This window comes from Streptomyces sp. CLCI03 (assembly GCF_053615355.1).
Window position 1 is genome coordinate 3,437,925 of sequence record NZ_CM132132.1, and the last position, 23,485, is coordinate 3,461,409.

The window sequence follows — 23,485 nt, forward strand, 5'->3', positions numbered from 1 at the left end:
ATGACGGGGGGCTCTTGAGCGAGCCCCCCGTCAGGCCCGTCAGACCTCTTCGACGCTGCTCGGCTCGCGCCGGGACAGGTCGATACCGAGCTCCTCCGCCGCGCGGAAGACGTCCTCGTCGGTGTCGCGCATCTCGATGGACATGCCGTCCGAGGACAGCACCTCCACGTTGAGGCAGAGCGACTGCATTTCCTTGATGAGCACCTTGAAGGACTCGGGAATGCCCGGCTCGGGGATGTTCTCGCCCTTGACGATGGCCTCGTAGACCTTCACGCGGCCGGTCACGTCGTCGGACTTGATGGTCAGGAGCTCCTGGAGGGCGTAAGCGGCGCCATAAGCCTCGAGCGCCCACACCTCCATCTCACCGAAGCGCTGGCCACCGAACTGCGCCTTACCACCCAGCGGCTGCTGCGTGATCATCGAGTACGGACCGGTCGACCGAGCGTGGAGCTTGTCGTCGACCAGGTGGTGGAGCTTGAGGATGTACATGTACCCGATCGAGATCGGGTCCGGGAACGGCTCGCCGGAGCGGCCGTCGAACAGGCGCGCCTTACCGGACGGGAGGACCAGACGGTCACCGTCGCGGTTCGGGATGGTGTGCTCGAAGAGGCCGGCGAGCTCATCCTCGCGGGCACCGTCGAACACGGGGGTGGCGACGTTGGTACCGGGCTCGACACGGTCGGCCCCGATGACCTTCAGACGCTCGGCCCAGTCCTCGGCCAGGCCGGAGACGTCCCAGCCGCGGCTGGCGAGCCAGCCGAGGTGGATCTCCAGGACCTGTCCCGGGTTCATTCGGGACGGGACACCCAGCGGGTTCAGGATGATGTCGACCGGCGTGCCGTCCTCAAGGAAGGGCATGTCCTCGATCGGAAGGATCTTGGAGATGACACCCTTGTTGCCGTGGCGGCCGGCGAGCTTGTCACCGTCGGTGATCTTGCGCTTCTGGGCGACGTAGACGCGGACCAGCTGGTTCACGCCCGGAGGAAGCTCGTCGCCCTCCTCGCGGTCGAAGACGCGGACACCGATGACCTTGCCGATCTCACCGTGAGGGACCTTGAGCGAGGTGTCACGCACCTCGCGGGCCTTCTCACCGAAGATCGCGCGGAGCAGGCGCTCCTCCGGGGTCAGCTCGGTCTCACCCTTGGGCGTGACCTTGCCGACCAGGATGTCGCCGGCGACGACGTCCGCACCGATGCGGATGATGCCGCGCTCGTCGAGGTCGGCGAGGACCTCCTCGGAGACGTTCGGGATGTCCCGGGTGATCTCCTCGGGGCCCAGCTTGGTGTCACGGGCGTCGACCTCGTGCTCCTCGATGTGGATCGAGGAGAGGACGTCGTCCTGCACGAGGCGCTGCGACAGGATGATCGCGTCCTCGTAGTTGTGACCTTCCCAGGGCATGAACGCGACGAGCAGGTTCTTGCCGAGGGCCATTTCGCCCTCTTCGGTCGCGGGACCGTCGGCGAGGACCTGGGACTCGATGATCCGGTCACCCTCGTTGACGATGACCTTCTGGTTGACCGAGGTGCCCTGGTTCGAGCGGGAGAACTTGGCGACGCGGTACGTGGTGTACGTGCCGTCGTCGTTGGCGACGGTGATGTAGTCGGCCGAGACCTCCTGGACGACACCGTCCTTCTCCGCACGGATCGAGTCACCGGCGTCGACCGCACAGCGGTACTCCATGCCGGTGCCGACGAGCGGGGCCTCCGCCTTGATGAGCGGAACGGCCTGGCGCATCATGTTCGCGCCCATGAGGGCACGGTTGGCGTCGTCGTGCTCCAGGAAGGGGATCATCGCGGTCGCGACGGACACCATCTGGCGCGGGGAGACGTCCATGTAGTCGACGTCGTCGCCGGCGATGTAGTCGATCTCGCCGCCACGACGACGCACCAGCACGCGGTTCTCGGTGAAGCGCATGTCCTCGGACAGGCCGGCGTTGGCCTGGGCGATGACGAAGCGGTCTTCCTCGTCGGCCGTGAGGTAGTCGACCTCGTCGGTGACGACACCGTCGATGACCTTGCGGTACGGGGTCTCGACGAAACCGAACGCGTTGACGCGACCGTAGGAGGCGAGCGAGCCGATCAGACCGATGTTCGGGCCTTCAGGGGTCTCGATCGGGCACATGCGGCCGTAGTGCGACGGGTGAACGTCACGGACCTCGAAGCCGGCCCGCTCACGGGACAGACCGCCGGGGCCCAGCGCCGACAGGCGGCGCTTGTGGGTCAGGCCCGAGAGCGGGTTGTTCTGGTCCATGAACTGCGACAGCTGGCTGGTGCCGAAGAACTCCTTGATGGAGGCGACGACCGGCCGGATGTTGATCAGGGTCTGCGGCGTGATGGCCTCGACGTCCTGGGTCGTCATGCGCTCGCGGACGACGCGCTCCATACGAGCCAGACCCGTGCGGACCTGGTTCTGGATGAGCTCGCCGACGTTGCGCAGACGACGGTTGCCGAAGTGGTCGATGTCGTCGGTCTCGACGACGATCGAACGGCCGGACTCACCGGTGGTCTCGGTCTCGCCGGCGTGCAGCTTGACCAGGTACTTGATGGTCGCGATGACGTCGTCGGTGGTGAGCACACCGGCGTCGAGCGGCTCGTCGGCGCCGAGCTTCTTGTTCACCTTGTAGCGGCCGACCTTGGCGAGGTCGTAGCGCTTCGGGTTGAAGTAGAGGTTCTCGAGCAGCGTCTGAGCGGCCTCGCGGGTCGGCGGCTCGCCCGGGCGCAGCTTGCGGTAGATGTCGAGCAGCGCGTCGTCCTGGCCCTGGGTGTGGTCCTTCTCCAGGGTGGCGCGCATGGACTCGTACTCGCCGAACTCCTCGAGGATCTGCTCGGTGGTCCAGCCGAGAGCCTTCAGGAGGACGGTGACGGACTGCTTGCGCTTGCGGTCGATGCGGACACCGACCATGTCGCGCTTGTCGATCTCCATCTCCAGCCAGGCACCCCGGGACGGGATGATCTTCGCGGAGAAGATGTCCTTGTCGGACGTCTTGTCGATGGAGGAGTCGAAGTAGACACCGGGGGAGCGGACAAGCTGCGACACGACGACACGCTCGGTGCCGTTGATGACGAAGGTGCCCTTGTTGGTCATGAGCGGGAAGTCGCCCATGAAGACCGTCTGAGACTTGATCTCTCCGGTCTCGTTGTTCGTGAACTCGGCCGTGACGAACAGCGGAGCCGCGTACGTGAAGTCGCGCTCCTTGCACTCGTCGACAGAGTTCTTCGCCGGCTCGAAACGGTGGTCGCGGAAGGTCAGCGACATCGACCCGGAGAAGTCCTCGATCGGCGAGATCTCCTCGAAGATCTCTTCCAGACCGGACTTGGTGGGGACGTCCTGTCCACTCTCAAGCGCCGACTCGACGCGAGACTTCCAGGCGGCGTTGCCGAGAAGCCAGTCAAAGCTCTCGGTCTGCAGCGCCAGGAGGTTCGGAACCTCGAGGGGCTCCTTGATCTTTGCAAAGGAGATGCGCAGCGGGGCGGTGCTGGCACCGTTGTTCGTATTGGTCGAGGCGTTGCGCGAGGCGGCCAAGAGGGGGTCCTTCCGAGGGCTCGGACTCACTACGCGCGTACCGGTCCCAGCAGACACAGAAGACAAGCCCCCCGAATCCAACCGAAAAGGCCAGGTCAGGGTGGATCAATCAAGTGTGCTCAAGCGTGGGCATGTCCCTGGCGACGGGCAGGGGACAGCTAACAGGCAGCGCAAAGGGTCAGTGTAGCCACTCGGCTCACTGATGTCCAGACCAGGTTTCCGGAAACCGGCAACAGGCCTTCCCCATGTCGTTCAACCAACACTGTGTCCAACGCTGCGGCGCCCGTACTCGTGCACAGAGCGCGTATCAGTACTGCCCTCTTCGTAGTCGATCCATGCCTCGGATCTCGGATCCAGGCGGTCGACCTCTCGACGGGACTGAGAATTGCGCGCCGCGTCCCGTTCGTCAAGGCCCCCTGCTCCGAGCGGATCATCTTCGGACCCTGCGTCGGAGCAACGATGATCACCCTACTCCCCAACGAGACCAGGGCAAGTCAGGCACTACGGGTACGCCAAAGGGCGACCACCCTTACGGGTGATCGCCCTTTGCTGAGGCCCTGGAGGGCCTCAGAGGTGTTACTTGACCTCGACAGCCGCGCCGGCAGCCTTGAGGGACTCGGCGGCCTTGTCAGCGGCCTCCTTGGCGACCTTCTCGAGGACCGGCTTCGGAGCGCCGTCGACGAGGTCCTTGGCCTCCTTCAGACCCAGGGAGGTCAGCTCACGCACGACCTTGATGACCTGGATCTTCTTGTCGCCGGCACCGGTGAGGATGACGTCGAACTCGTCCTGCTCCTCGGCGGCCGCACCGGCGTCGCCACCGGCGACACCCGCGGGGGCAACGGCGACGGCCGCGGCGGCGGTGACGTCGAACTTCTCCTCGAAGGCCTTGACGAACTCGGAGAGCTCGATGAGGGTCATCTCCTCGAACTGGGCGAGGAGGTCGTCCTGAGAGAGCTTCGCCATGATGGGCGATCCTTCCACTAAATCGGCAGGTGCCGGATGTATATAGAGGCGGGCGTAACGGCCCGCTACGACCCGCGCACTAGGCGGCGCGGATCAATGCGCGAGCCGAATTACTCGGCACCGCCCTGCTCGGCGAGCTTGACGCGAAGCGCTTCCGCGGTGCGGACGAACTTCGACGGCAGCGCCTGGAAGAGCGAGGCAGCCTGAGACTGCTTGCCCTTGAACGCGCCGGCCAGCTTGCTGAGCAGAACCTCGCGGGACTCAAGGTCCGCAAGCTTCTTGATGTCGTCGGCGGAGAGAGCCTTACCGTCAAGGACACCGGCCTTGATGATGAGGTTCTGGTTCTCCTTGGCGAAGTCACGCAGAGCCTTCGCCGACTCCACCGGGTCACCGGTGATGAAGGCGACCGCGGTCGGACCAGCGAAGTGCTCGTCCAGCGCGGTGATCCCGGCCTGGTTGGCCGCAATCTTGGTCAGCGTGTTCTTCACCACGGCGTACTGGGCGTTCTCACCGAGGGAGCGACGCAGCGTCTTGAGCTGCGCGACGGTGAGACCCCGGTACTCGGTCAGCACGGCGGCGTTGGAGCTCTGGAACGCGTCCTTGAGCTCGGCCACCGATGCAGCCTTGTTGGGCGTCGGCATGGTGCGTTCGCCTCCTTCCGGGTGATGAGGACCGCTCAGAAGGGGCTGAACAAAAAACGCCCCGGCGCAGGCGCCAGGGCGTGGCTCGACCGGAACGAATTCCGGGAACCTTCCACAGTCACCTACGCGGGTCGTCCGTATTCAACGGATCCTTCGGCCACCGAACCCTTGCGGGCACGGCAACGACCAGCGGTCTTTGGCTTCTGGGGAAGACTACGTGAAGGGGTGCAGCCGAGGCAAATCGCCTCAGGAGCCGAGGTCCGGGCCGCCCGGCCCGGCGTCCCGCCTCGAAGGTGGCGACGCACTCCGCAGGCCGTCAGGCCGCCCACGAGCCGCGAGAAGCGCCCACGGTCGCGGCACGCGGGCCGGCGGCCCGAACACGGAAGCGGGCCCCCCGCCACCCTGTGAAGGGGGCGAGGGGCCCGCTGAGCCACTCGGTGAGCCGTCAGGCTCAGACAGCAGCCGGGTCTTCCTCGACGAGGAGGTTCCGGGTGCGGTTCGAGTCCAGGTGGATACCGGGGCCCATCGTGGTGCTGAGGGCGGCCTTCTTGATGTAGCGGCCCTTCGCGGCGGACGGCTTCAGACGAAGGATCTCGTCCAGGGCCGCGCCGTAGTTCTCGACGAGCTGCTCATCGGTGAAGGAGACCTTGCCGATGATGAAGTGCAGGTTCGAGTGCTTGTCGACGCGGAACTCGATCTTGCCACCCTTGATCTCGGTGACAGCCTTCGCGACGTCCATCGTGACGGTGCCGGTCTTCGGGTTCGGCATCAGGCCACGGGGACCGAGCACGCGGCCGAGGCGGCCGACCTTGCCCATGAGGTCCGGGGTGGCCACAACGGCGTCGAACTCGTTCAGGCGGTTGCCCTTGGCGATCTCGTTGATCAGCTCGTCGTCGCCGACAATGTCGGCGCCGGCGGCTTCCGCGGCCGCAGCACGGTCACCGGTCGCGAAGACCAGGACCCGGGCGGTCTTGCCGGTGCCGTGCGGGAGGTTCACGGTGCCGCGGACCATCTGGTCGGCCTTGCGCGGGTCGACACCCAGGCGGAAGGCGACCTCGACGGTGCCGTCGAACTTGGTCGTGGAGGTCTCCTTGGCGAGACGGACGGCCTCGAGCGGGGCGTACAGCTTCTCCCGGTCGACCTTGGCGTCCGCAGCGCGGAGAGTCTTGCTGCGCTTCACTTCTGCTCCTGTGTTTTGGCTTCAGGCATGGAGTCGTGGTGCGGACCAGCGCTTGGTCCTACCACTGATGGTGCTGGGGGTGGCTGGATCAGCCTTCGACGGTGACGCCCATCGAACGCGCGGTGCCGGCAATGATCTTGACGGCGGCGTCGATGTCGTTGGCGTTCAGGTCGGGCATCTTCAGCTCGGCGATCTCCTTGACCTGGGCAGCCGTGAGCTTGGCGACCTTGGTCTTGTGGGGCTCGCCGGAGCCCTTCTCGATGCCCGCGTGCTTCAGGATGAGGCGCGCGGCCGGCGGAGTCTTGGTGATGAAGGTGAAGGAGCGGTCGTCGTAGACCGTGATCTCCACCGGCACGACCATGCCACGCTGCGACTCGGTCGCGGCGTTGTAGGCCTTGCAGAACTCCATGATGTTGACGCCGTGCTGACCGAGCGCGGGGCCGACCGGCGGAGCCGGGTTGGCCGCACCGGCCTTGATCTGGAGCTTGATAAGCCCCGTGACCTTCTTCTTCTTGGGAGGCATTGCTCTCTCCGGGTCCTAGTGAGAGTTTTCAGCCGCCCATCCGGTCATCCGGATGGAGGCATACCGCACCACGATAACGGGTATCGGTGCGGGGCTAAAAACCGAGCAGGTCAGACCGCCCTTCACGGGGCGATCTGACCTGTCCGGAAGCTGTCGCTCAGAAGATCAGTTCTTCTGGATCTGGTCGAAGCTGAGCTCGACCGGGGTCTCACGGCCGAAGATCTCGACGAGGCCCTTGACCTTCTTCGAGTCGGGGTTGATCTCGTTGATGGTCGCCTGCAGCGTCGCGAACGGGCCGTCGGTGACGGTGACCGAGTCGCCGACCTCGAAGTCCAGGACCTCGATGGTGCGCTTGACGGCGGGCGCGGGCAGACCGGCCTCTTCCGCGGCGGCCTTGGCGGCCTTCTCCTGCGCCTCCGGGGCGAGCATCTTGACGATCTCGTCCAGGGTCAGCGGGTACGGGTCGTACGCGTTGCCGACGAAGCCGGTGACACCAGGCGTGTTGCGGACGACGCCCCAGGACTCGTTCGTCAGATCCATGCGGACGAGAACGTAGCCGGGCAGCTTGTTCTGCCGGACGTTCTTGCGCTCGCCGTTCTTGATCTGGACGATCTCTTCCTCGGGCACCTCGGCCTGGTAGATGAACTCCTCGACGTTCAGCGAGACGGCGCGCTGCTCCAGGTTGGCCTTCACGCGCTTCTCGTAGCCGGCGTAGGTGTGGATCACGTACCACTCGCCGGGGAGCAGACGCAGCTCCTCGCGCAGGGCCTGGATGGGGTCGACGGGCTCGGCGGGCTCGACCGGAGCGGCCTCTTCGGCCTCTTCCTCGGCGACCTCGGCGTCGTCAGCAGCCTCTTCGACCGCAGCGTCGACCTCGACGTCAGCCTCGTCCTCGTCGGACTCGACGTGCAGCGCGGCTTCCTCGGCGGCGGCACCCGCCTCGGCGTCGGCGAGCTCGGCCTCGTCGGGGTCCACAGCGTCTGCCGCCTCGACGATGTCGAGCTCGTCCTCGACGGACTCGACGGAGTCGTGGCTCGCGTTCAGGTTCGGGTCAGACACGGTGGCTGCTTCTTCCTGGATACAAAAGGTGGTGGAACATGCGAAAACGGGCGACACCATCAAGGCGCCGCCCTCCGCGGGGATCAGCCGAAGACGAACTTGATGGCTTTTTCGAACCCAAAGTCAATCACGGTAACCAGACCGATCATGATGACCACGAAGACAATCACCACGGTGGTGTACGTCGTGAGCTGGTTACGAGTAGGCCAGACAACCTTGCGGAGTTCCGCGACGATCTGGCGGTAGAAAAGCGCGAGACGGCCCAGAGGGCCCTTCTTGCCGCGCTTGCCGCCCTTGCGGGCCTTCTTCTCGCGCGTCTCGTCCTCGGCGTCAGGCATGTCGATGGAGCCCAGGGCGTCCGTCACGTCTCTCACCTGAATCCGGGTCGTGGCCGTACCGCGCCCGGTTGCGCCGCACGGCGTTGCATCTAAGTACGTACCTGCGCACACACGTCCGAGATGGAGTGTGGAGCAGGGCCGGAGGGACTCGAACCCCCAACCGCTGGTTTTGGAGACCAGTGCTCTACCAATTGAGCTACGACCCTTTGCGTCCCCCAACCTACCGCATCCGAGCGAGTGCACGGAGTGCTCGCGCTCTGCAGCGGCTGGTGAGGTCCAACGACAGGTGAGTGTACGTGAACCGGGCCGTGACGTCGAACAGCACCCGAGCTGACATGCGTCGGTCCGTTGGCTGAAACGGTGTGCGGCGCTTCTTTGCCGTCTGGGACGATTGCTCGCATGACCTCTGCAACGCCTTCCTCCGAGCGCCGGGTGTCCGCCCGTATCGGCGCCATTTCCGAGTCCGCCACCCTCGCCGTGGACGCCAAGGCCAAGGCCCTCAAGGCCGCCGGGCGCCCGGTGATCGGCTTCGGTGCCGGCGAGCCCGACTTCCCGACCCCGGACTACATCGTCGAGGCCGCGGTCGAGGCCTGCCGCAACCCCAAGTACCACCGCTACACGCCGGCCGGCGGTCTGCCCGAGCTCAAGGCCGCGATCGCCGCCAAGACGCTGCGCGACTCCGGCTACGAGGTCGAGGCCTCGCAGGTGCTGGTGACCAACGGTGGCAAGCAGGCGATCTACGAGGCCTTCGCGGCCATCCTGGACCCGGGTGACGAGGTCATCGTCCCGGCTCCGTACTGGACGACCTACCCGGAGTCCATCCGTCTCGCCGGCGGTGTCCCGGTCGATGTCGTCGCCGACGAGACCACCGGCTACCGCGTCTCCGTCGAGCAGCTGGAGGCCGCCCGCACCGAGCGCACCAAGGTCGTCCTGTTCGTCTCCCCGTCCAACCCGACCGGCTCGGTCTACAGCGAGGCCGACGCGAAGGCGATCGGCGAGTGGGCCGCCGAGCACGGCCTGTGGGTGCTGACGGACGAGATCTACGAGCACCTGGTCTACGGCGAGGCGAAGTTCACCTCGCTGCCGGTCCTGGTCCCCGCCCTGCGCGACAAGTGCATCATCGTCAACGGCGTCGCGAAGACGTACGCCATGACCGGCTGGCGCGTGGGCTGGGTCATCGCCCCGCAGGACGTCATCAAGGCGGCGACCAACCTGCAGTCCCACGCCACCTCGAACGTCTCCAACGTGGCCCAGGTCGCCGCGCTGGCCGCCGTCTCGGGCAACCTCGACGCGGTCGCGGAGATGCGCAAGGCCTTCGACCGCCGTCGCCAGACGATGGTGAAGATGCTCAACGAGATCGACGGCGTCTTCTGCCCGACCCCCGAGGGCGCGTTCTACGCGTACCCGTCGGTCAAGGAGCTCCTCGGCAAGGAGATCCGCGGCAAGCGCCCGCAGTCCTCCGTCGAGCTCGCCGCCCTGATCCTGGACGAGGTCGAGGTCGCGGTCGTCCCGGGCGAGGCCTTCGGCACCCCCGGCTACCTGCGCCTGTCCTACGCCTTGGGCGACGAGGACCTGGTGGAGGGCGTGTCCCGCATCCAGAAGCTCCTGGCGGAGGCCAAGGCCTGACAGCCACCTGAGGCGGCGGCTCCCCGGTGCGGGGGGCCGCCGCTTTTTCAGCCCCGCCGGCGTTTGAGGCGCGGGGTCCGGGCGGCGCCCGGAAGGCCCCCGCGCAGCGGATCCGCACCCGTTCACGCGTTCGCGCAAGCCCCCGATCGGTAAAACCCCCTCCCGCCGAGCGCAGCGGTACGGCAGGATCACCAGATGGAGCACGCACGCGATCTCACGCTTCTGCCCAAGGCCCACCTTCACCTGCACTTCACCGGGTCGATGCGGCCATCGACCCTGCTGGAGCTCGCCGACAAGTACGGCGTGCGCCTTCCCGACGCCCTGACGGCCGGGGAGCCGCCCAAGCTCCGCGCCACCGACGAGCGCGGCTGGTTCCGCTTCCAGCGGCTCTACGACGCCGCCCGCTCCTGTCTGCGCGAGCCCGACGACATCCGGCGGCTGGTCCGCGAGGCCGCGGAGGAGGACGTACGGGACGGCAGCGGCTGGCTGGAGATCCAGGTGGATCCCACCTCCTACGCCCCCCTGCTCGGCGGAATGATCCCGGCCGTGGAGATCATCCTGGACGCCGTGGACGCGGCTTCCCGCGAGACCGGCCTCGGCATGCGGGTCCTCATCGCCGCGAACCGCATGAAGCACCCTCTCGACGCCCGCACCCTCGCCCGCCTCGCCGTCCGCTACGCCGACCGCGGCATCGTCGGCTTCGGCCTCTCCAACGACGAGCGCCGCGGCATGGCCCGTGACTTCGACCGGGCCTTCGCCATCGCCCGCGAGGGCGGCCTCCTCGCCGCCCCGCACGGCGGCGAGCTCACCGGCCCGTCCTCCGTCCGCGACTGCCTCGACGACCTGCACGCCTCCCGCATCGGGCACGGGGTGCGGGCCGCCGAGGATCCCCGGCTGCTCAAGCGGCTCGCCGACCGGCAGATCACGTGCGAGGTGTGCCCGGCCTCCAACGTCGCCCTCGGGGTCTACGAGCGGCCCGAGGACGTCCCGCTGCGCACCCTCTTCGAGGCCGGGGTCCCCCTGGCGTTGGGCGCCGACGACCCGCTGCTCTTCGGGTCCCGGCTCGCGGCCCAGTACGAGATCGCCCGCCGCCACCACGCCTTCACGGACGCGGAGCTCGCCGAGCTGGCCCGCCAGTCGGTGCGCGGCAGCGCGGCGCCCGACGACGTACAGGCCAAACTGCTGGCGGGGATCGACCACTGGCTCACCGGGTGAGCCGCAGGTCTCCCTCGTAGCAGTCGGCGCGTACCCGCCCGCCGTCCAGGAAGCCGATCTCCAGGTGGGTGCGGCCCTGCTCGGGCAGGGCGAACTCGGCGACCGAGGCGACGGTCTCGCCGAGGTGCCGTAGGAAGGGGTGGTCGCCGAGGTCCTCACCGACCTCGATGCGGCCCCACTCCCCCATGTCGTACGCCGCGTGCGGGGTGGCGGACTCGACGATGAGGCAGTGGTCGGATCCGGTGGTGATGCGGATGGTGTCGCCGATGCTGTCGATCAGCCAGACGTCGAGGGGCGCCTCGGAACGTTCGCCGTCGCTGATGTGCCAGGACGCCACGACTCGGCTGAGTGTGCGCCCCACGAGACGGGTGGGGTCCGTACCGGCCCCGTGGAGGGGACAGAGCATGGGCGGCCGGGGCTCCTCAGATGCTGACGCCGACCGTCACCGGTTCGTTGACCAGGGTGACGCCGAAGGCCGCGTGGACGCCCGCGACGACCTCGCGGGCCAAGGTGAGGAGGTCCTCGGTGGTGGCCTCGCCTCGGTTGGTGAGGGCCAGGGTGTGCTTGGTGGAGATGCGCGCCGGTCCGGTGCCGTAGCCCTTGGTGAAGCCGGCCTTGTCGATCAGCCAGGCCGCGCTGGTCTTCGTACGGCCGTCGCCGGCGGGGTACGCGGGCGGGGTGGCGTCGGGGCCGAGGCGGTCCTGGGCGCGGGCGAGGAAGGCGGCGTAGGCCTCGTCGGTCAGGATCGGGTTGTGGAAGAAGGAGCCGGCCGACCAGGTGTCGTGGTCGGCGGGGTCGAGGACCATGCCCTTGCCGGCGCGCAGCCGCAGCACCGTCTCGCGGGCGGTGGCGGCGGGGACGCGGTCGCCGGCCTCGACGCCGAGGGCGCGGGCGGTCTCGGGGTACTTGATCGGCGCGGACAGGCCGCCGGCGTCCTCCAGGGCGAAGCGCACGCGCAGCACGACGTAGCGGTCCGGCTGGTCCTTGAAGGTGCTGTTGCGGTACCGGAAGGCGCACTCGGCGGCGTCGAGAGTGACCGTTTCGCCGCTGGTGCGGTCGTAGGCGACGACCTCGGTGATGGTGTCGCAGACCTCCTGGCCGTACGCGCCGACGTTCTGGATCGGGGTGGCGCCGGCCGAGCCGGGGATTCCGGCGAGGCACTCGATACCGGCGAGGCCTGCCTCGACGGTGCGGGCGACGGCATCGCTCCAGTTCTCGCCCGCGGCGAGCTCCAGGGTGGTGCCGTCGAGGGCGAAGCCGGTGGTCGCGATGCGCAGGGCGGTGCCGTCGAAGCCGCGGTCGCCGATGACCAGGTTGCTGCCGCCGCCGATGATCAGGAGCGGCGTGCCGCTCTCGTCCGCGGCGCGCACGGTGGCGACGACCTCGGCGTCGGTGGTCGCGGTGACCAGGCGGGCGGCGGGACCACCGAGACGGAAGGTGGTCAGCGGGGCGAGGGGGGCATCGTGGAGTTCCTGCACGTGGACAAGAGTACGGTCCGTGCCTCTCGCATCCCTGCGGGGCCACGGACCGCTCTCACTCGTCCCCCCTGCCGGGCGGGTCAGTGGCTCGCGCTCTGCTCGGCGAGGCGGCGTTCGGCCTCGTCCCAGGTGAGGGGGAGCTCGCGGGCCGGCACGGTCCAGTAGGTGAAGACGGATTCCTTCATGTACGCACCGGCGGCGCGGGAGCTGGAGCGGTGGGGCTCACTGCGGGCGAAGCGGTAGAGGGCGTCCCGGTCCTCCCAGGCGGAGAGGGTGAGGAAGGTCCGGCTGAAGACCCGGGCGCGCAGGGCGACGCCGTGGGCACCGGGGGCCTTGCGCATCTGGAGGATGATGCCGGGCGCCTTGAGGAAGAACCGGAAGGCGCCGACGAGGGTGGCGGTTTCGAAGCGGGAGGCCATGACGTAGACCTCGGTGTCGGGAGCGGCCTGGGTGGGCGTGGACCAGGGGATGTCGGGCACGGCGTGCACTCCTTGGCTACGGGGCGGGGCGTACGGGTGGTGGTGCCGGCGGGTCAGCCCGCGGCGGGGACCTTCTCGGGGACCGCGACGGTCCGGTCGGCGCGGGCCCGGTCGGCCTTGGCCTTACGGGGCACCAGCAGGGCGAGTCCGGCGGCGAGGGCGACCGCGGCGGCGCCGATCCACAGGGCGGGGATGGTGCCGTCGGTGAAGGCCTGCGGGGACTCGTAGCCGCCCTGGGCGGAGAAGACCGAGGCCAGGACCGCGACGCCGAGGGCTCCGCCGACCTCGCGCAGGGCGTTGTTGGTGCCGGAGGCCTTGCCCTGGTCGGCCGGGGTGACGGTGGACATCAGGACGTTGGCGGCGGGGGCGAAGTAGAGGGCCATACCGATGCCGCTGAGGATCAGTGGCGGGAGCTGGGCCGCGTACGAGACGTCCGCGCTCAGGATCGCCGCGAACCAGCCGAGACCGAGGGCCTGGAAGGCGAGACCGGCGGCGACGACGGGGCGGCCGCCGATGCGGTCGGAGAGGATCCCGGCCAGCGGGGCGATGAGCATGGGCATTCCGGTCCAGGGGAGCATGCGCAGGCCGGCCTCGGTGGGCGAGTAGCCGGCGACGCCCTGGAGGAACTGGCTGAGCAGGAAGATCGAGCCGAACATGCCGAGGAACATCAGCAGGCTGGCCAGGTTGATCCCGAGGAAGCCGCGGTCACGGAAGAGCCGCATGGGGAGCATGGGGTTGGCGTTGTTGAAGCCGTGGTGGATGAAACCGCCGACGAGCGCGGCGCCGACGATCAGGCCGGTCAGGACGGTGGCGCTGGTCCAGCCGTCGGAGTTGGCGTTGACCAGGGCGTAGACGATGCCGAAGAGGCCGCCGCTGATGAGCAGGGTGCCGGGGACGTCGAGGCGCGCGTCGGGGGCGGTGGATTCGGCGAGGCGCAGGCGGGCGAGCGGGATCAGGGCGAGGCCTATCGGCACGTTGAGCCAGAAGATCCACTGCCAGGAGATGTGCTCGGTGAGGCTGCCGCCGATGAGGGGGCCGCTGGCGACGGCGAGGCCGGTGACGGCGCCGTAGATCCCGAGGGCCATGCCGCGGCGGGCGGCCGGAACGGCGGCGGTCAGCAGGGTGAGGGTGAGCGGCATCATGATCGCCGCACCGACGCCCTGCACGGCGCGGGCGGCGATGAGCGCGTCGATGCCGGGCGAGAGGGCGGCCGCGGCGGAGGCTCCGGTGAAGATCGCGAGGCCCACGATGAACAGCCGGCGGCGACCGAAGCGGTCCCCGAGGGCGGCACCGAACATGAGGAGGACGGCGAAGGTGAGCGTGTACGCGTTCACCGTCCATTCCAGGTCCTCCAGCTTGCCGCCGAGGTCCTCCCGGATGGCGGGGAGGGCGGTGGTGACGACCAGGTTGTCGAGTGCGGCCATGAAGCTGGCCACGCCGGTGAGGATCAGGGCCCAGACGGCGGGCCCGCGGAGCTTGGTGTCGGTGTCGGGTGTGTTCACGATTCCCCCTACGTCGTTAGTTATTGATGACTAACTTCATCGATCATGCGAAACCGCACCGGCCCGCCGGTACGGACTTCACTCACTTCTCCGGGCGGCCCTTGACCCCGGCGTCGGGGTAGAAGCCCTGCCAGACCCGGTGCTCGGGCGGGAACCCCATGGCGGCGAGGGTGTTGATGAGCATCCCGTACGCCATGAAGGTCGTGGTCTCCCCCACGTCCGCGCCGAGCGGCACGTGCACGGTGTCCCAGAGCTCCATCCAGCCCTTGCGGACCAGCTCGCCGAGCTCGTGATCCCCGGCCGCCTCGGCGGCGGCCACGGTGACGTACATCTGGAGCTGCATCTGGAGCTTGTCGGGATCCTCGACGATCAGCTGGGTGTACGCGTTGGCCATGGCCTGCTGCGCCTCTTCGCCGCGCAAGCCTTCGACCGCGGCGGCGAAGACCTCGCGGGTGTCCCGCAAGCAGCGCTCGGAGGCGGCCAGGAAGATCGCCTGCTTGTTGGGGAAGAGCCGGAACAGATAGGGCTGCGAGACCCCCACCCGCTTGGCGATCGCCTCGGTGGACGTCCCGTAGTAGCCACCCCGGGCGAACTCATGCATCGCCGCCCGAATGACACTCTCACGCCGCTCGTCCGCGCTCATCCTGACCATGAGACAAAGTTATTGCTCAATCACTAACCAGTCAAGCGGTGGGGCGGGGCGGGTCAGGGGCCGCGGCAGCCGACCGGCCGGGGCGGACCGGTGGGGCGGTGGCGAGGCGGCGGGATCCAGTCGAGCCGCATCAGGGTGGGCGCGGCGGGGGTGGGGACGGCGGGGTCCACGCGGTCCTCACCCCTGCCCCACCGGCCTGATGCCGGTGGAGTGGACCCCGCCACCATCGCCTCGCCAAGTCATCCGACCCCGGGCGAACGGCCCCCTCCCCCGCCCCCGTCCCCGTCCCGCGAAAAGGGCGGGGGCGCCGGTTCGGCGCCCCCGCCCTGCTCGTTCGTGTCGGCGGCTCAGGCCAGTTCGACCACCGCGCGGGACATGCCCAGGACCTTCTGGCCCGCGCTCATGGCCGTCAGGTCGACCCGGACGCGGTTGTCGTCCAGCTTCGCGGCGACCTTCGCGGTGACCTCGATCAGCCCGCCCTGGTCGTCGTTGGGGACCACGACCGGCCTGGTGAAGCGCACGCCGTACTCGACCACCGCGCCCGGGTCGCCGACCCAGTCGGTGACCACGCGGATCGCCTCGGCCATGGTGAACATGCCGTGCGCGATCACGTCCGGCAGTCCGACCTCCTTGGCGAACTTCTCGTTCCAGTGGATCGGGTTGAAGTCGCCCGATGCGCCCGCGTACTGGACGAGCGTGGCGCGCGTCACGGGGAAGGACGCCGCCGGCAGCTCGGTGCCGACCTCGACGTCGGCGTACTGGATCTGCGCTGCCATGTCAGGCCTCCTCGGGGGCGCGGGAGACGAGCTTCGTCCACGCCGTCACCACGTGCTCGCCGGTCTCGTCGTGGACCTCGCCGCGGATGTCGATGACGTCGTTGCCCGCGAGCGACTTCACGGACTCGATGGTGGAGGTCACCGACAGGCGGTCACCGGCGCGCACCGGGCGGGAGTACGCGAACTTCTGGTCACCGTGCACGACGCGGCTGTAGTCCAGTCCCAACTGCGGGTCCTGGACGACCTGGCCGGCCGCCTTGAAAGTGATCGCGAACACGAAAGTCGGCGGAGCGATCACATCGGGGTAGCCGTACGACTTCGCAGCTTCGGGATCATTGAAGACGGGATTGGTGTCACCCACCGCAGCCGCGAATTCGCGGATCTTCTCCCGGCCGACCTCGTACGGATCGGTGGGCGGGTAGCTCCGCCCCACGAAGGACTGGTCGAGAGCCATGACTCACTACCTCCTGTTGAAGGGACACGAATGACGCAAGAACAAAGACAGAAACGGGCACGGAAACGACACAAGGCCGCCCCCAATGAAGGGGACGACCTCATGACGGTGCCTGTTATTCGAGACTTCGCTGGGGTCAGCGGGTCTCGCGGTGCGCGGTGTGCGAGTTGCAGCGCGGGCAGTGCTTCTTCATCTCAAGACGGTCCGGGTTGTTACGCCGGTTCTTCTTGGTGATGTAGTTCCGCTCCTTGCACTCCACGCAGGCCAGCGTGATCTTCGGGCGGACGTCGGTGGCAGCCACGTGAGTGCTCCTTGACGGAAATTGGGACGGATGAACGCATACAAGAGTAGCCGACCGGGAGACCGACCCCGCAATCGGCTACTGTGTGTAGCGGCGACCGGACTTGAACCGGTGACACAGCGATTATGAGCCGCTTGCTCTACCGACTGAGCTACGCCGCTTTGATGTGATCAGCTCCCCACCCGAGGGTGGGGAACCTCTCTCACCAGAGCCCCAATGCGGAATCGAACCGCAGACCTTCTCCTTACCATGGAGACGCTCTACCGACTGAGCTATTGGGGCGAGCGATGAAGACATTACACGGTTGCCTGCCGATCGCCCAAATCCTTTGCGGGGACAGGGCTCCGAGGGGGTTCGCGAGCCGCTCCCGATCAACCCGTGGATCACTTCCGACCCACTTCTCGGGCAGATTGTGGTCGGGCTCACACCCGGACGGTCGCCGATCGGAGCCTTGGAGCCGGTCGGGGCGCACGTGCGGGCGCTCCGGCGCGTGGCACCACACCGGTACGACTATTGCGCTCTTCCGCGAAGCGGGCAGCCCCGCGCCCTAGGCTCGGAGCACGCTGCGTGATCTTGGGCCGCGGGCCACGGCTCCAGGAACCGCCCGAGCCACCGCAGGAGCGCGATGTCCGACAGCCAGCCGCAGCAGCCGTTCCAATCGCCTCGCAGCGGAAACGGCAACGCGGCCGCCGCCGAGGCCACCACCCTGCTGCTCACCGGGGCGCGCCTCACCGACGGCCGCACCGTGGACGTCCGCCTCGGCGGCGGCCGGATCCAGGCCGTCGGCACCACGGGCAGCCTCCCCTCCCCCGCGTTGTCGCGGGTGGACCTGACCGGCTACCTGCTGCTCCCCGCCCCCGCCGAGCCGCACGCCCACGGGGACACCGCGCTGACCGCCGACGCCGACGGGCCCGTGTCCTACACCCCCGACGAGGTCCAGCGCCGGGCCACCGAAGCCGCCCTGCTCCAGCTCGGCCACGGCGCCACCGCCGTCCGCTCCCACGTCCGCATCGGCGACGTGCACGGCCTCGGCCCCATGGAAGCCGTGCTCCAGGCCCGTCGCTCCCTGCGCGGGCTGGCCGACCTCACCGCCGTGGCCGTTCCCCGGCTGCTGACCGGGGTGGCGGGCGCGGACGGGCTGGCCATGCTGCGGGACGCGGTGAAGATGGGCGCCTCCGTGATCGGCGGCTGCCCGGACCTGGACCCGGACCCGACGGGCTTCCTCGAAGCCGTCCTGGAACTCGCCGCCGAGCACGGCTGCCCCGTGGACCTGCACACGGACGGTGACGACCCGGGCCGCCTCGCCCGGCTCGCGGCGATGGCCGGCGGGTTGCGACCCGGCGTGACCATCGGCCCGTGCGGTGGTCTGGCCCGGCTCCCGCTGGACGCGGCCGCCCGCGCCGCCGACCAACTGGCCGCGGCCGGCGTACGGGTCACCTGCCTGCCCCAGGGTGACTGCGCGGCCCTGGAACGCCGCGGCCTGCGCACCGCCCCCGTCCGGCTGCTACGGGCCGCCGGTGTGCGCGTCGCGGCCGGCAGCGGGGCGCTCCGGGACGCCGGGAACCCCGTAGGCCGCGGGGACCCGTTGGAGGCCGCGTATCTGCTGGCCTCTCAGGGAGGGCTCCGGGCGCCCGAGGCCTACGAGTCCGTCAGCGGCTGCGCCCGCGAGGCCATGGGCCTGCCCGAGGTCCGTGTGGAGGCCGGTTTCCCGGCGGAGCTGCTGGCCGTGCGCGGGGATCGGATCGCGGGCGTGCTGTCCCTCGCCTACAGCCGGATCGTGATCCACCGCGGGCGTGTCGTAGCCCGTACGAGTGCCGTACGGGAGTACTGCGACTCCGCCGTCGCGGTGGCGTTGGACCTGCCCCGGCAGGGCCGTACGGAGTCGGGCACCTGAGGTTCGCCGTCCGCTCGCGGGCGTCGGCGCCCGGCTCGTCGTACGGTCGGGTCATGCGCATCGTCATCGCGGGTGGACACGGTCAGATCGCGCTGCGGCTGGAGCGCCTGCTCGCCGCGCGCGGGTACGAGGTCGCGGGTATCGTCCGCGATCCGGCACAGGGCGACGACCTGAGGCGGGCGGGCGCCGAGCCGGTGCTCTGCGATCTGGAATCGGCCTCGGTGGAGCATGTGGCGGGGATTCTGCAGGGCGCGGACGTGGCGGTGTTCGCGGCCGGTGCGGGCCCCGGCAGCGGGATCGGGCGGAAGGACACCGTGGATCGGGGCGCGGCGGTGCTGTTCGCGGACGCCGCCGAACGCGCCCGCGTACGGCGCTTCCTGATGGTCTCTTCGATGGGTGCGGACGCGCATCACGGGGGCGACGAGGTCTTCGACGCGTACCTGCGGGCCAAGGGCGAGGCCGATGACCACGTACGGACCCGGCTGGGCCTGGAGTGGACGGTCCTGCGCCCCGGTTCGCTGATCGACGACGCGGGGACGGGACTGGTCCGTCTGGAGGTGCGGACGGGCCGTGGGGCCGTCCCGCGCGACGACGTGGCGGCGGTGCTGGCCGAGCTGGTCGAGACCCCGGCGACGGCGGGCCTGACCCTGGAGCTGGTCTCCGGTTCGACGCCGGTGCAGGTGGCCGTGAAGGACGTGGCGGGCAACTGAGGCCGGGGCCGCGGCGGTCCGCCGGTCCGATGGCTCAGAAGCCGGCGCTGATCTTGTCGTCGGACCGGCCGACGGAATCCTGCTGGTACCGGTCCTCGTACGCCTGCCGGATCCGTTCGATGCGCGTGCTGCGCTCGTCGGCCTCCTTCTCCGGGTAGAGCAGGACCACCTCGTACGAGGTCTCGCGGACGATCTTGCCGTCCTGGCCGCGCCACTGGCCGTACCCGTCGTGGAGGGTCAGCCCCTCGGGGAAGGCGGGGGTGATCTCCAGGTCCAGGAACCTCATGAACTCGCGTTCCTCGACCGGGTTGCGGCCGTCGGCCCGTTGGGTGCCGAAGTACAGCCGGGTCTCCTGGTAGGGCTGCCCGACGTCCGTGTGGAGCGCCGCTCCCACCAGAGCCGGAATCCCTGCGCCGAGCAGGGCCATGAGAACCCCGCCGCCGACCTTCCCCCGCGTGTCAGATGTCCATTTCACCCCCGGTGAACGAACCGGAGCCGCCGACGTTGCGGCCGTGGTCGGCGCTTCGGGGAGCGACGGCGGGAAGCCCGCCCGTCCGCGGTGGCGGACGGGACGGGCTTCCGGTCGGTGCTGTGGTGCGGCGGTGCGGCTACCAGTAGATGACTACGTAGCCGTCGCCGCCGTCCTTGCCGCGGGAGCCGGAGTTGCCGATGGCGCGGTTGGTGCCGCCGCCGCGGCCGCCGTCGCCGCCCACGGCCGTGCCGTCCGGGAGCTGGACGATGCCGTCCGCGGTGCCGCCGCCGGTGCCGTCGGCGTTGCCCGGGTCACCGTTGTGGTTGACGCCGCCCGAGGAGCACGTTCCGGTGCCGCCCAGGCCGGGCGTGCCGGGCTCGCCGGGTCCGCGGTCGGCGGCGCCGCCGCCTCCGCCGCCCCCGCCGCCGGTGGCCGTGAGCAGCACGGTGTTGGTCGACGCCACGGTCAGCGACGTGGTGGTGCCCGCGGTGCCGGCGGTGCCGTTGGCGCCCGCTGCGCCGCCCAGGCCGTTGGCGCCTCCGGTGCCGACGTCCACGCCGTAGTCCGTCAGCGGGGTGACCGGGATGACGCACCAGGTGAAGCCGCCGCCACCGCCGCCACCGCCGTGGCCACCGGTGTTCCGCGCGGCCGCGGCGGCGTCCGCCTCGGTGGCTCCGTCGGCCGTGCTGTTCGGGTTGTTCGGGTTGCCGCCGCCACCGTTGTTGCGCGCGGACCCGCCTCCACCACCGCCGCCACCACCGGCGCCCCATGCCTGGACGAACACGGAGGTGACGCCCGGCGGCGGGGTGAAGGTGTTGTCCGAGGTGAACTGCCTCAGGCCGTGGACGGTCAGGGGCGCGTGCTTCTTGTGCTTGTCGTGCTCCGAGAGCGCGTGCTTCTTGCCCTCGACGGGCTGCACGTCGTGGTGGCCCGTCGGCTTGGGCCCGTCCGCGGATGCGGCCGGCGCCAGCGCGATCAACTGGCCGGTGAGGGCCGCGGCAGCGGCGATGGAGGCGAGCAGAACCCGGGAACGCCCCCGGGGCCGTTGAATCGTCGCCAGCTGATGGTTCAGGTTCATGGCTTCCTTACCCGCCGGCGCCGAGGGCTGCCGCGGGATGCGATGGGAGGGGTGCGTGCGTCACGCGCCGCCCATCCGACCGGGCCGCGGCCCTGCTGTGGCGCCGGCAGGGCCGGGCCTGTGGACCAGTCAGGTGAGAAGTTCATCTGACCGGAGCAATCGCCTATACGAAAGAACCCCCGCTCACTGTGATTCCACAGATGAACGGGGGTTCCACTCGCGTGGCGGCGCCAGGGTTCGAACCTGGGTAGGCTGAGCCGGCAGATTTACAGTCTGCTCCCTTTGGCCACTCGGGCACACCGCCAAGATTTGCTGCCATTTTTTCCGCCTTGCGGCGGCGCTCCCTGGCAACGACGTAAACGATACCTGATGACCGGGGGTGCTTCACCACCGGATTGATCAGCACCAGGGGTGGGCGCGGTGGCTAGGCTTTGCCGAGCGGTCCGGGCATGTCCGGCCGCGCCCTCCGGGGTGATCGCAACCGACTTCAAGGAGCCACAGCACATGGCCGACTCCAGTTTCGACATCGTCTCGAAGGTCGAGCGGCAGGAGGTCGACAACGCCCTCAACCAGGCCGCCAAGGAGCTCTCGCAGCGCTACGACTTCAAGGGCACCGGCGCCACGATCGCCTGGTCCGGCGAGAAGATCCTGATGGAGGCGAACTCCGAGGAGCGCGTGAAGGCCGTCCTCGACGTCTTCGAGACCAAGCTGGTCAAGCGCGGGATCTCGCTGAAGGCGCTGGACGCCGGGGAGCCGCAGCTGTCCGGCAAGGAGTACAAGATCTTCGCCACGATCGAGGAAGGCATCTCCCAGGAGAACGCCAAGAAGGTCGCGAAGATCATTCGGGACGAGGGTCCCAAGGGCGTCAAGGCCCAGGTCCAGGGCGAGGAGCTGCGCGTCAGCTCCAAGAGCCGTGACGACCTCCAGGAGGTCCAGGCTCTGCTCAAGGGCAAGGACCTGGACTTCGCGATCCAGTTCGTGAACTACCGCTGACCCTTTCGCGCGACCTTCCCCACGCCGGCCCGGCGGTCTTCACCGACCGCCGGGCCGTGGCGGTTGCGAAGGGGGTGTGTGCGGGGCGTGTGCGGCGCACGCGCCACCGCGGCCTCCTGTGATCACTTGGGGCGCGATGAGTGCGCCCACCACGCTGGGTGGCATCACATCACCGCGTGGCAGGGGGATCTCGCATGCCTGGGGACGGCACGTTTCGCGATGACTTCGGGGCGTCCGTGGTCGTCGCGCTGGTCGCTCTACCTCTGTGCGTCGGGGTGGCGGTCGCCTCCGGGGTACCGGCCGAGTTGGGGATCGTCACCGGGGTGGTCGGCGGTCTGGTCACCGGATGGTTCCGCGGGAGTTCCCTCCAGGTGAGCGGCCCCGCGGCCGGACTCACCGTCCTCGTCTACGAGGCGGTGCAGGCGTACGGTCTGTCCGCGCTCGGGGTGATGGTGCTGGCCGCCGGGGTGGTGCAGCTGGGCATGGGGATGCTGCGGCTCGGGCGGTGGTTCCGGGCGATCTCCGTCGCCGTCGTGCACGGGATGCTGGCCGGGATCGGGCTGGTGCTGATCTCCGGGCAGCTGTACGCCCTGGGCGGTGTGGAGGCTCCGGGGCACACCCTGGCGAAGCTGCGCGGGGTGCACGAGCTCGGGTCGCAGGCCGACTTGGCCGCCGTACTGCTCGGGGTCGGGACGATCGCCGTCATGGTCGCCTGGCGCCGGGTGCCCGCCCGGCTGCGGATCGTGCCGGGGGCGCTCGTCGGGGTGGCCGCCGCCACCGCCGCGGCCGTGATGCTGCGGCTGCCCGTCGAGAAGGTGCGGGTGACGGGCGTCCTGGCGGCCGTGTCCCCGCCGGGCTGGGGCGACTTCGAGGTGCTTGCCTCGGTCGGCGCGGCCGGCACCGTGATCGCGCTGGCGCTGATCGCCTCCGCGGAGACGCTGTTCAGCGCCGCGGCCGTGGACCGCATGCACGACGGGCCGAGGACCGAGTACGACAAGGAACTCATGGCCCAGGGCGTGGGCAACAGCGTGTGCGGGCTGCTCGGCGCGCTGCCGATGACCGCGGTCATCGTGCGGAGCGCCGCCAATGTGGAGGCCGGGGCGCGGACCCGCGCGTCCCGGGTGCTGCACGGTGGCTGGCTGCTGCTCTTCGCCGTGGCCTTTCCGCAGCTTCTGGAGATCGTGCCGCTGGCCGCGCTGGCCGGGGTGCTGCTGCACGCGGGCTGGAAGCTGCTGCCGGCCAAGGCGGTGGCCGCGTTGTGGCGGACGCACCGGGGGGAGGCGGTGGTGCTGGTGGTCACGGCCTCGGCGATCGTGGTCACCAACCTTTTCGAGGGCGTGCTGATCGGGCTGGGGCTCGCCGTCGCCAAGGCGGCCTGGGAGACCTCTCACGTGCACATCGAGGAGGTGTGGGAGGACGAGGCGCTGTGCGTGCAGGTCCTGGGCAACGCCAGTTTCCTGCGGCTGCCCAAGCTGCTCGACGCCTTGGACGCGCTGCCGCACGGGCAGCCGGTGCGGCTGGATCTGAGCGGGCTGCGCCATCTGGACCATGCCTGTCTGACGGCCCTGGAGGGCTGGGAGCGCGCGCGGTCGCCACTGCCCGGCCGGGAGGGCGTCATCTAGGGCGGTT

Annotated in this window: 23 protein-coding genes and 4 tRNA genes; 6 read left to right on the forward strand and 21 right to left on the reverse strand. The window is 69.4% G+C overall.

Annotated elements, in window-relative coordinates; genetic code table 11:
* Positions 1 to 39: 39 nt before the first annotated feature.
* From rpoB to ACWG52_RS15730, 8 genes are all read right to left on the reverse strand, one after another.
* Positions 40 to 3,522, reverse strand: coding sequence for a DNA-directed RNA polymerase subunit beta (gene rpoB, locus ACWG52_RS15695; RefSeq protein WP_030388877.1), 3,483 nt, complete (start codon positions 3,520 to 3,522; stop codon positions 40 to 42).
* 576 nt (positions 3,523 to 4,098) lie between these two features.
* Positions 4,099 to 4,485, reverse strand: coding sequence for a 50S ribosomal protein L7/L12 (gene rplL / locus ACWG52_RS15700; RefSeq protein ID WP_375941208.1), 387 nt, complete (start codon positions 4,483 to 4,485; stop codon positions 4,099 to 4,101).
* Between the two features lie 110 nt (positions 4,486 to 4,595).
* Positions 4,596 to 5,126, reverse strand: coding sequence for a 50S ribosomal protein L10 (gene rplJ / locus ACWG52_RS15705; protein WP_364850894.1), 531 nt, complete (start codon positions 5,124 to 5,126; stop codon positions 4,596 to 4,598).
* 451 nt (positions 5,127 to 5,577) lie between these two features.
* Positions 5,578 to 6,306 (reverse strand): 50S ribosomal protein L1, encoded by a 729-nt coding sequence (gene rplA / locus ACWG52_RS15710; protein ID WP_033225044.1) that lies wholly within the window; start codon positions 6,304 to 6,306, stop codon positions 5,578 to 5,580.
* Between the two features lie 88 nt (positions 6,307 to 6,394).
* Positions 6,395 to 6,829 (reverse strand): 50S ribosomal protein L11, encoded by a 435-nt coding sequence (gene rplK / locus ACWG52_RS15715; RefSeq protein WP_030008445.1) that lies wholly within the window; start codon positions 6,827 to 6,829, stop codon positions 6,395 to 6,397.
* A 165-nt stretch (positions 6,830 to 6,994) separates the two neighbouring features.
* Positions 6,995 to 7,888, reverse strand: a complete 894-nt coding sequence (gene nusG, locus ACWG52_RS15720; protein WP_390138757.1) for a transcription termination/antitermination protein NusG — start codon at positions 7,886 to 7,888, stop codon at positions 6,995 to 6,997.
* An 83-nt stretch (positions 7,889 to 7,971) separates the two neighbouring features.
* On the reverse strand, positions 7,972 to 8,253 hold the full coding sequence (gene secE / locus ACWG52_RS15725; protein ID WP_030388883.1) for a preprotein translocase subunit SecE: 282 nt from the start codon (positions 8,251 to 8,253) through the stop codon (positions 7,972 to 7,974).
* Between the two features lie 106 nt (positions 8,254 to 8,359).
* Positions 8,360 to 8,432 (reverse strand) — tRNA-Trp (locus tag ACWG52_RS15730).
* Between the two features lie 193 nt (positions 8,433 to 8,625).
* Between ACWG52_RS15730 and ACWG52_RS15735 the strand changes: the two genes are divergently transcribed.
* Both ACWG52_RS15735 and ACWG52_RS15740 read left to right on the forward strand, forming a co-directional pair.
* Positions 8,626 to 9,852, forward strand: coding sequence for a pyridoxal phosphate-dependent aminotransferase (locus tag ACWG52_RS15735; RefSeq protein WP_033225041.1), 1,227 nt, complete (start codon positions 8,626 to 8,628; stop codon positions 9,850 to 9,852).
* A gap of 195 nt (positions 9,853 to 10,047) precedes the next feature.
* On the forward strand, positions 10,048 to 11,067 hold the full coding sequence (locus ACWG52_RS15740) for an adenosine deaminase (RefSeq protein ID WP_389807870.1): 1,020 nt from the start codon (positions 10,048 to 10,050) through the stop codon (positions 11,065 to 11,067).
* On the opposite strand, the gene ACWG52_RS15745 is transcribed toward ACWG52_RS15740, so the two are convergent.
* The 10 genes from ACWG52_RS15745 to ACWG52_RS15790 form a co-directional block, all read right to left on the reverse strand.
* Positions 11,057 to 11,404, reverse strand: a complete 348-nt coding sequence (locus ACWG52_RS15745) for a hypothetical protein (protein ID WP_244290966.1) — start codon at positions 11,402 to 11,404, stop codon at positions 11,057 to 11,059. The genes ACWG52_RS15740 and ACWG52_RS15745 overlap by 11 nt on opposite strands.
* Before the next feature lie 85 nt (positions 11,405 to 11,489).
* Complete coding sequence (locus ACWG52_RS15750) at positions 11,490 to 12,629, reverse strand: UDP-N-acetylmuramate dehydrogenase (protein ID WP_389808253.1); 1,140 nt, start codon at positions 12,627 to 12,629, stop codon at positions 11,490 to 11,492.
* Positions 12,626 to 13,024 carry a DUF3291 domain-containing protein gene (locus tag ACWG52_RS15755; protein ID WP_389807874.1) on the reverse strand — a complete coding sequence of 133 codons (399 nt, stop codon included), beginning with the start codon at positions 13,022 to 13,024 and terminating at the stop codon, positions 12,626 to 12,628. Before ACWG52_RS15755 ends, ACWG52_RS15750 begins: the two co-directional genes overlap by 4 nt.
* A gap of 53 nt (positions 13,025 to 13,077) precedes the next feature.
* Complete coding sequence (locus ACWG52_RS15760) at positions 13,078 to 14,526, reverse strand: MFS transporter (protein WP_453128919.1); 1,449 nt, start codon at positions 14,524 to 14,526, stop codon at positions 13,078 to 13,080.
* A gap of 82 nt (positions 14,527 to 14,608) precedes the next feature.
* Entirely contained in the window at positions 14,609 to 15,178 is a 570-nt protein-coding gene (locus ACWG52_RS15765; RefSeq protein WP_033225035.1) for a TetR/AcrR family transcriptional regulator, read from the reverse strand.
* 347 nt (positions 15,179 to 15,525) lie between these two features.
* Positions 15,526 to 15,954 (reverse strand): MaoC family dehydratase, encoded by a 429-nt coding sequence (locus tag ACWG52_RS15770; protein ID WP_030758157.1) that lies wholly within the window; start codon positions 15,952 to 15,954, stop codon positions 15,526 to 15,528.
* 1 nt (position 15,955) lies between these two features.
* Entirely contained in the window at positions 15,956 to 16,408 is a 453-nt protein-coding gene (locus ACWG52_RS15775) for an FAS1-like dehydratase domain-containing protein (protein WP_389807882.1), read from the reverse strand.
* A 136-nt stretch (positions 16,409 to 16,544) separates the two neighbouring features.
* Entirely contained in the window at positions 16,545 to 16,709 is a 165-nt protein-coding gene (gene rpmG / locus ACWG52_RS15780; RefSeq protein WP_003956487.1) for a 50S ribosomal protein L33, read from the reverse strand.
* Between the two features lie 88 nt (positions 16,710 to 16,797).
* Positions 16,798 to 16,870, reverse strand: a tRNA-Met gene (locus ACWG52_RS15785).
* A gap of 48 nt (positions 16,871 to 16,918) precedes the next feature.
* Positions 16,919 to 16,991: transfer RNA gene (locus ACWG52_RS15790), tRNA-Thr, on the reverse strand.
* A 343-nt stretch (positions 16,992 to 17,334) separates the two neighbouring features.
* On the opposite strand from ACWG52_RS15790, the gene ACWG52_RS15795 reads away from it, so the two are divergent.
* Both ACWG52_RS15795 and ACWG52_RS15800 read left to right on the forward strand, forming a co-directional pair.
* Entirely contained in the window at positions 17,335 to 18,603 is a 1,269-nt protein-coding gene (locus tag ACWG52_RS15795; RefSeq protein ID WP_453128920.1) for an amidohydrolase family protein, read from the forward strand.
* Positions 18,604 to 18,656: 53 nt separating this feature from the next.
* Positions 18,657 to 19,313, forward strand: a complete 657-nt coding sequence (locus ACWG52_RS15800) for an SDR family oxidoreductase (RefSeq protein WP_389807888.1) — start codon at positions 18,657 to 18,659, stop codon at positions 19,311 to 19,313.
* A 34-nt stretch (positions 19,314 to 19,347) separates the two neighbouring features.
* On the opposite strand, the gene ACWG52_RS15805 is transcribed toward ACWG52_RS15800, so the two are convergent.
* The 3 genes from ACWG52_RS15805 to ACWG52_RS15815 all read right to left on the reverse strand — a co-directional run bounded on the left by ACWG52_RS15805 (position 19,348) and on the right by ACWG52_RS15815 (position 21,167).
* Complete coding sequence (locus ACWG52_RS15805; protein WP_051774229.1) at positions 19,348 to 19,740, reverse strand: DUF3574 domain-containing protein; 393 nt, start codon at positions 19,738 to 19,740, stop codon at positions 19,348 to 19,350.
* A gap of 181 nt (positions 19,741 to 19,921) precedes the next feature.
* Positions 19,922 to 20,863 carry a hypothetical protein gene (locus ACWG52_RS15810; RefSeq protein WP_389807892.1) on the reverse strand — a complete coding sequence of 314 codons (942 nt, stop codon included), beginning with the start codon at positions 20,861 to 20,863 and terminating at the stop codon, positions 19,922 to 19,924.
* Between the two features lie 222 nt (positions 20,864 to 21,085).
* Positions 21,086 to 21,167 (reverse strand) — tRNA-Tyr (locus tag ACWG52_RS15815).
* A 200-nt stretch (positions 21,168 to 21,367) separates the two neighbouring features.
* Here ACWG52_RS15815 and ACWG52_RS15820 point away from each other — a divergent pair.
* Entirely contained in the window at positions 21,368 to 21,856 is a 489-nt protein-coding gene (locus ACWG52_RS15820) for a YajQ family cyclic di-GMP-binding protein (protein ID WP_030009008.1), read from the forward strand.
* Positions 21,857 to 22,050: 194 nt separating this feature from the next.
* Positions 22,051 to 23,478 carry a SulP family inorganic anion transporter gene (locus tag ACWG52_RS15825; protein ID WP_389807896.1) on the forward strand — a complete coding sequence of 476 codons (1,428 nt, stop codon included), beginning with the start codon at positions 22,051 to 22,053 and terminating at the stop codon, positions 23,476 to 23,478.
* Positions 23,479 to 23,485 lie beyond the last annotated feature (7 nt).

Coding starts and splice junctions, on each gene's coding strand:
- ACWG52_RS15775 (WP_389807882.1), bottom strand. CDS start 16,408: ATGGCTCTCGACCAGTCCTTCGTGGGGCGGAGCTACCCGCCCACCGAT.
- ACWG52_RS15770 (WP_030758157.1), bottom strand. CDS start 15,954: ATGGCAGCGCAGATCCAGTACGCCGACGTCGAGGTCGGCACCGAGCTG.
- ACWG52_RS15805 (WP_051774229.1), bottom strand. CDS start 19,740: ATGGCCCTGCTCGGCGCAGGGATTCCGGCTCTGGTGGGAGCGGCGCTC.
- ACWG52_RS15810 (WP_389807892.1), bottom strand. CDS start 20,863: ATGAACCTGAACCATCAGCTGGCGACGATTCAACGGCCCCGGGGGCGT.
- ACWG52_RS15800 (WP_389807888.1), top strand. CDS start 18,657: ATGCGCATCGTCATCGCGGGTGGACACGGTCAGATCGCGCTGCGGCTG.
- ACWG52_RS15820 (WP_030009008.1), top strand. CDS start 21,368: ATGGCCGACTCCAGTTTCGACATCGTCTCGAAGGTCGAGCGGCAGGAG.
- ACWG52_RS15825 (WP_389807896.1), top strand. CDS start 22,051: ATGCCTGGGGACGGCACGTTTCGCGATGACTTCGGGGCGTCCGTGGTC.
- ACWG52_RS15765 (WP_033225035.1), bottom strand. CDS start 15,178: ATGGTCAGGATGAGCGCGGACGAGCGGCGTGAGAGTGTCATTCGGGCG.
- rplK (WP_030008445.1), bottom strand. CDS start 6,829: ATGCCTCCCAAGAAGAAGAAGGTCACGGGGCTTATCAAGCTCCAGATC.
- ACWG52_RS15735 (WP_033225041.1), top strand. CDS start 8,626: ATGACCTCTGCAACGCCTTCCTCCGAGCGCCGGGTGTCCGCCCGTATC.
- ACWG52_RS15740 (WP_389807870.1), top strand. CDS start 10,048: ATGGAGCACGCACGCGATCTCACGCTTCTGCCCAAGGCCCACCTTCAC.
- rplJ (WP_364850894.1), bottom strand. CDS start 5,126: ATGCCGACGCCCAACAAGGCTGCATCGGTGGCCGAGCTCAAGGACGCG.
- ACWG52_RS15795 (WP_453128920.1), top strand. CDS start 17,335: ATGTCCGACAGCCAGCCGCAGCAGCCGTTCCAATCGCCTCGCAGCGGA.
- rplL (WP_375941208.1), bottom strand. CDS start 4,485: ATGGCGAAGCTCTCTCAGGACGACCTCCTCGCCCAGTTCGAGGAGATG.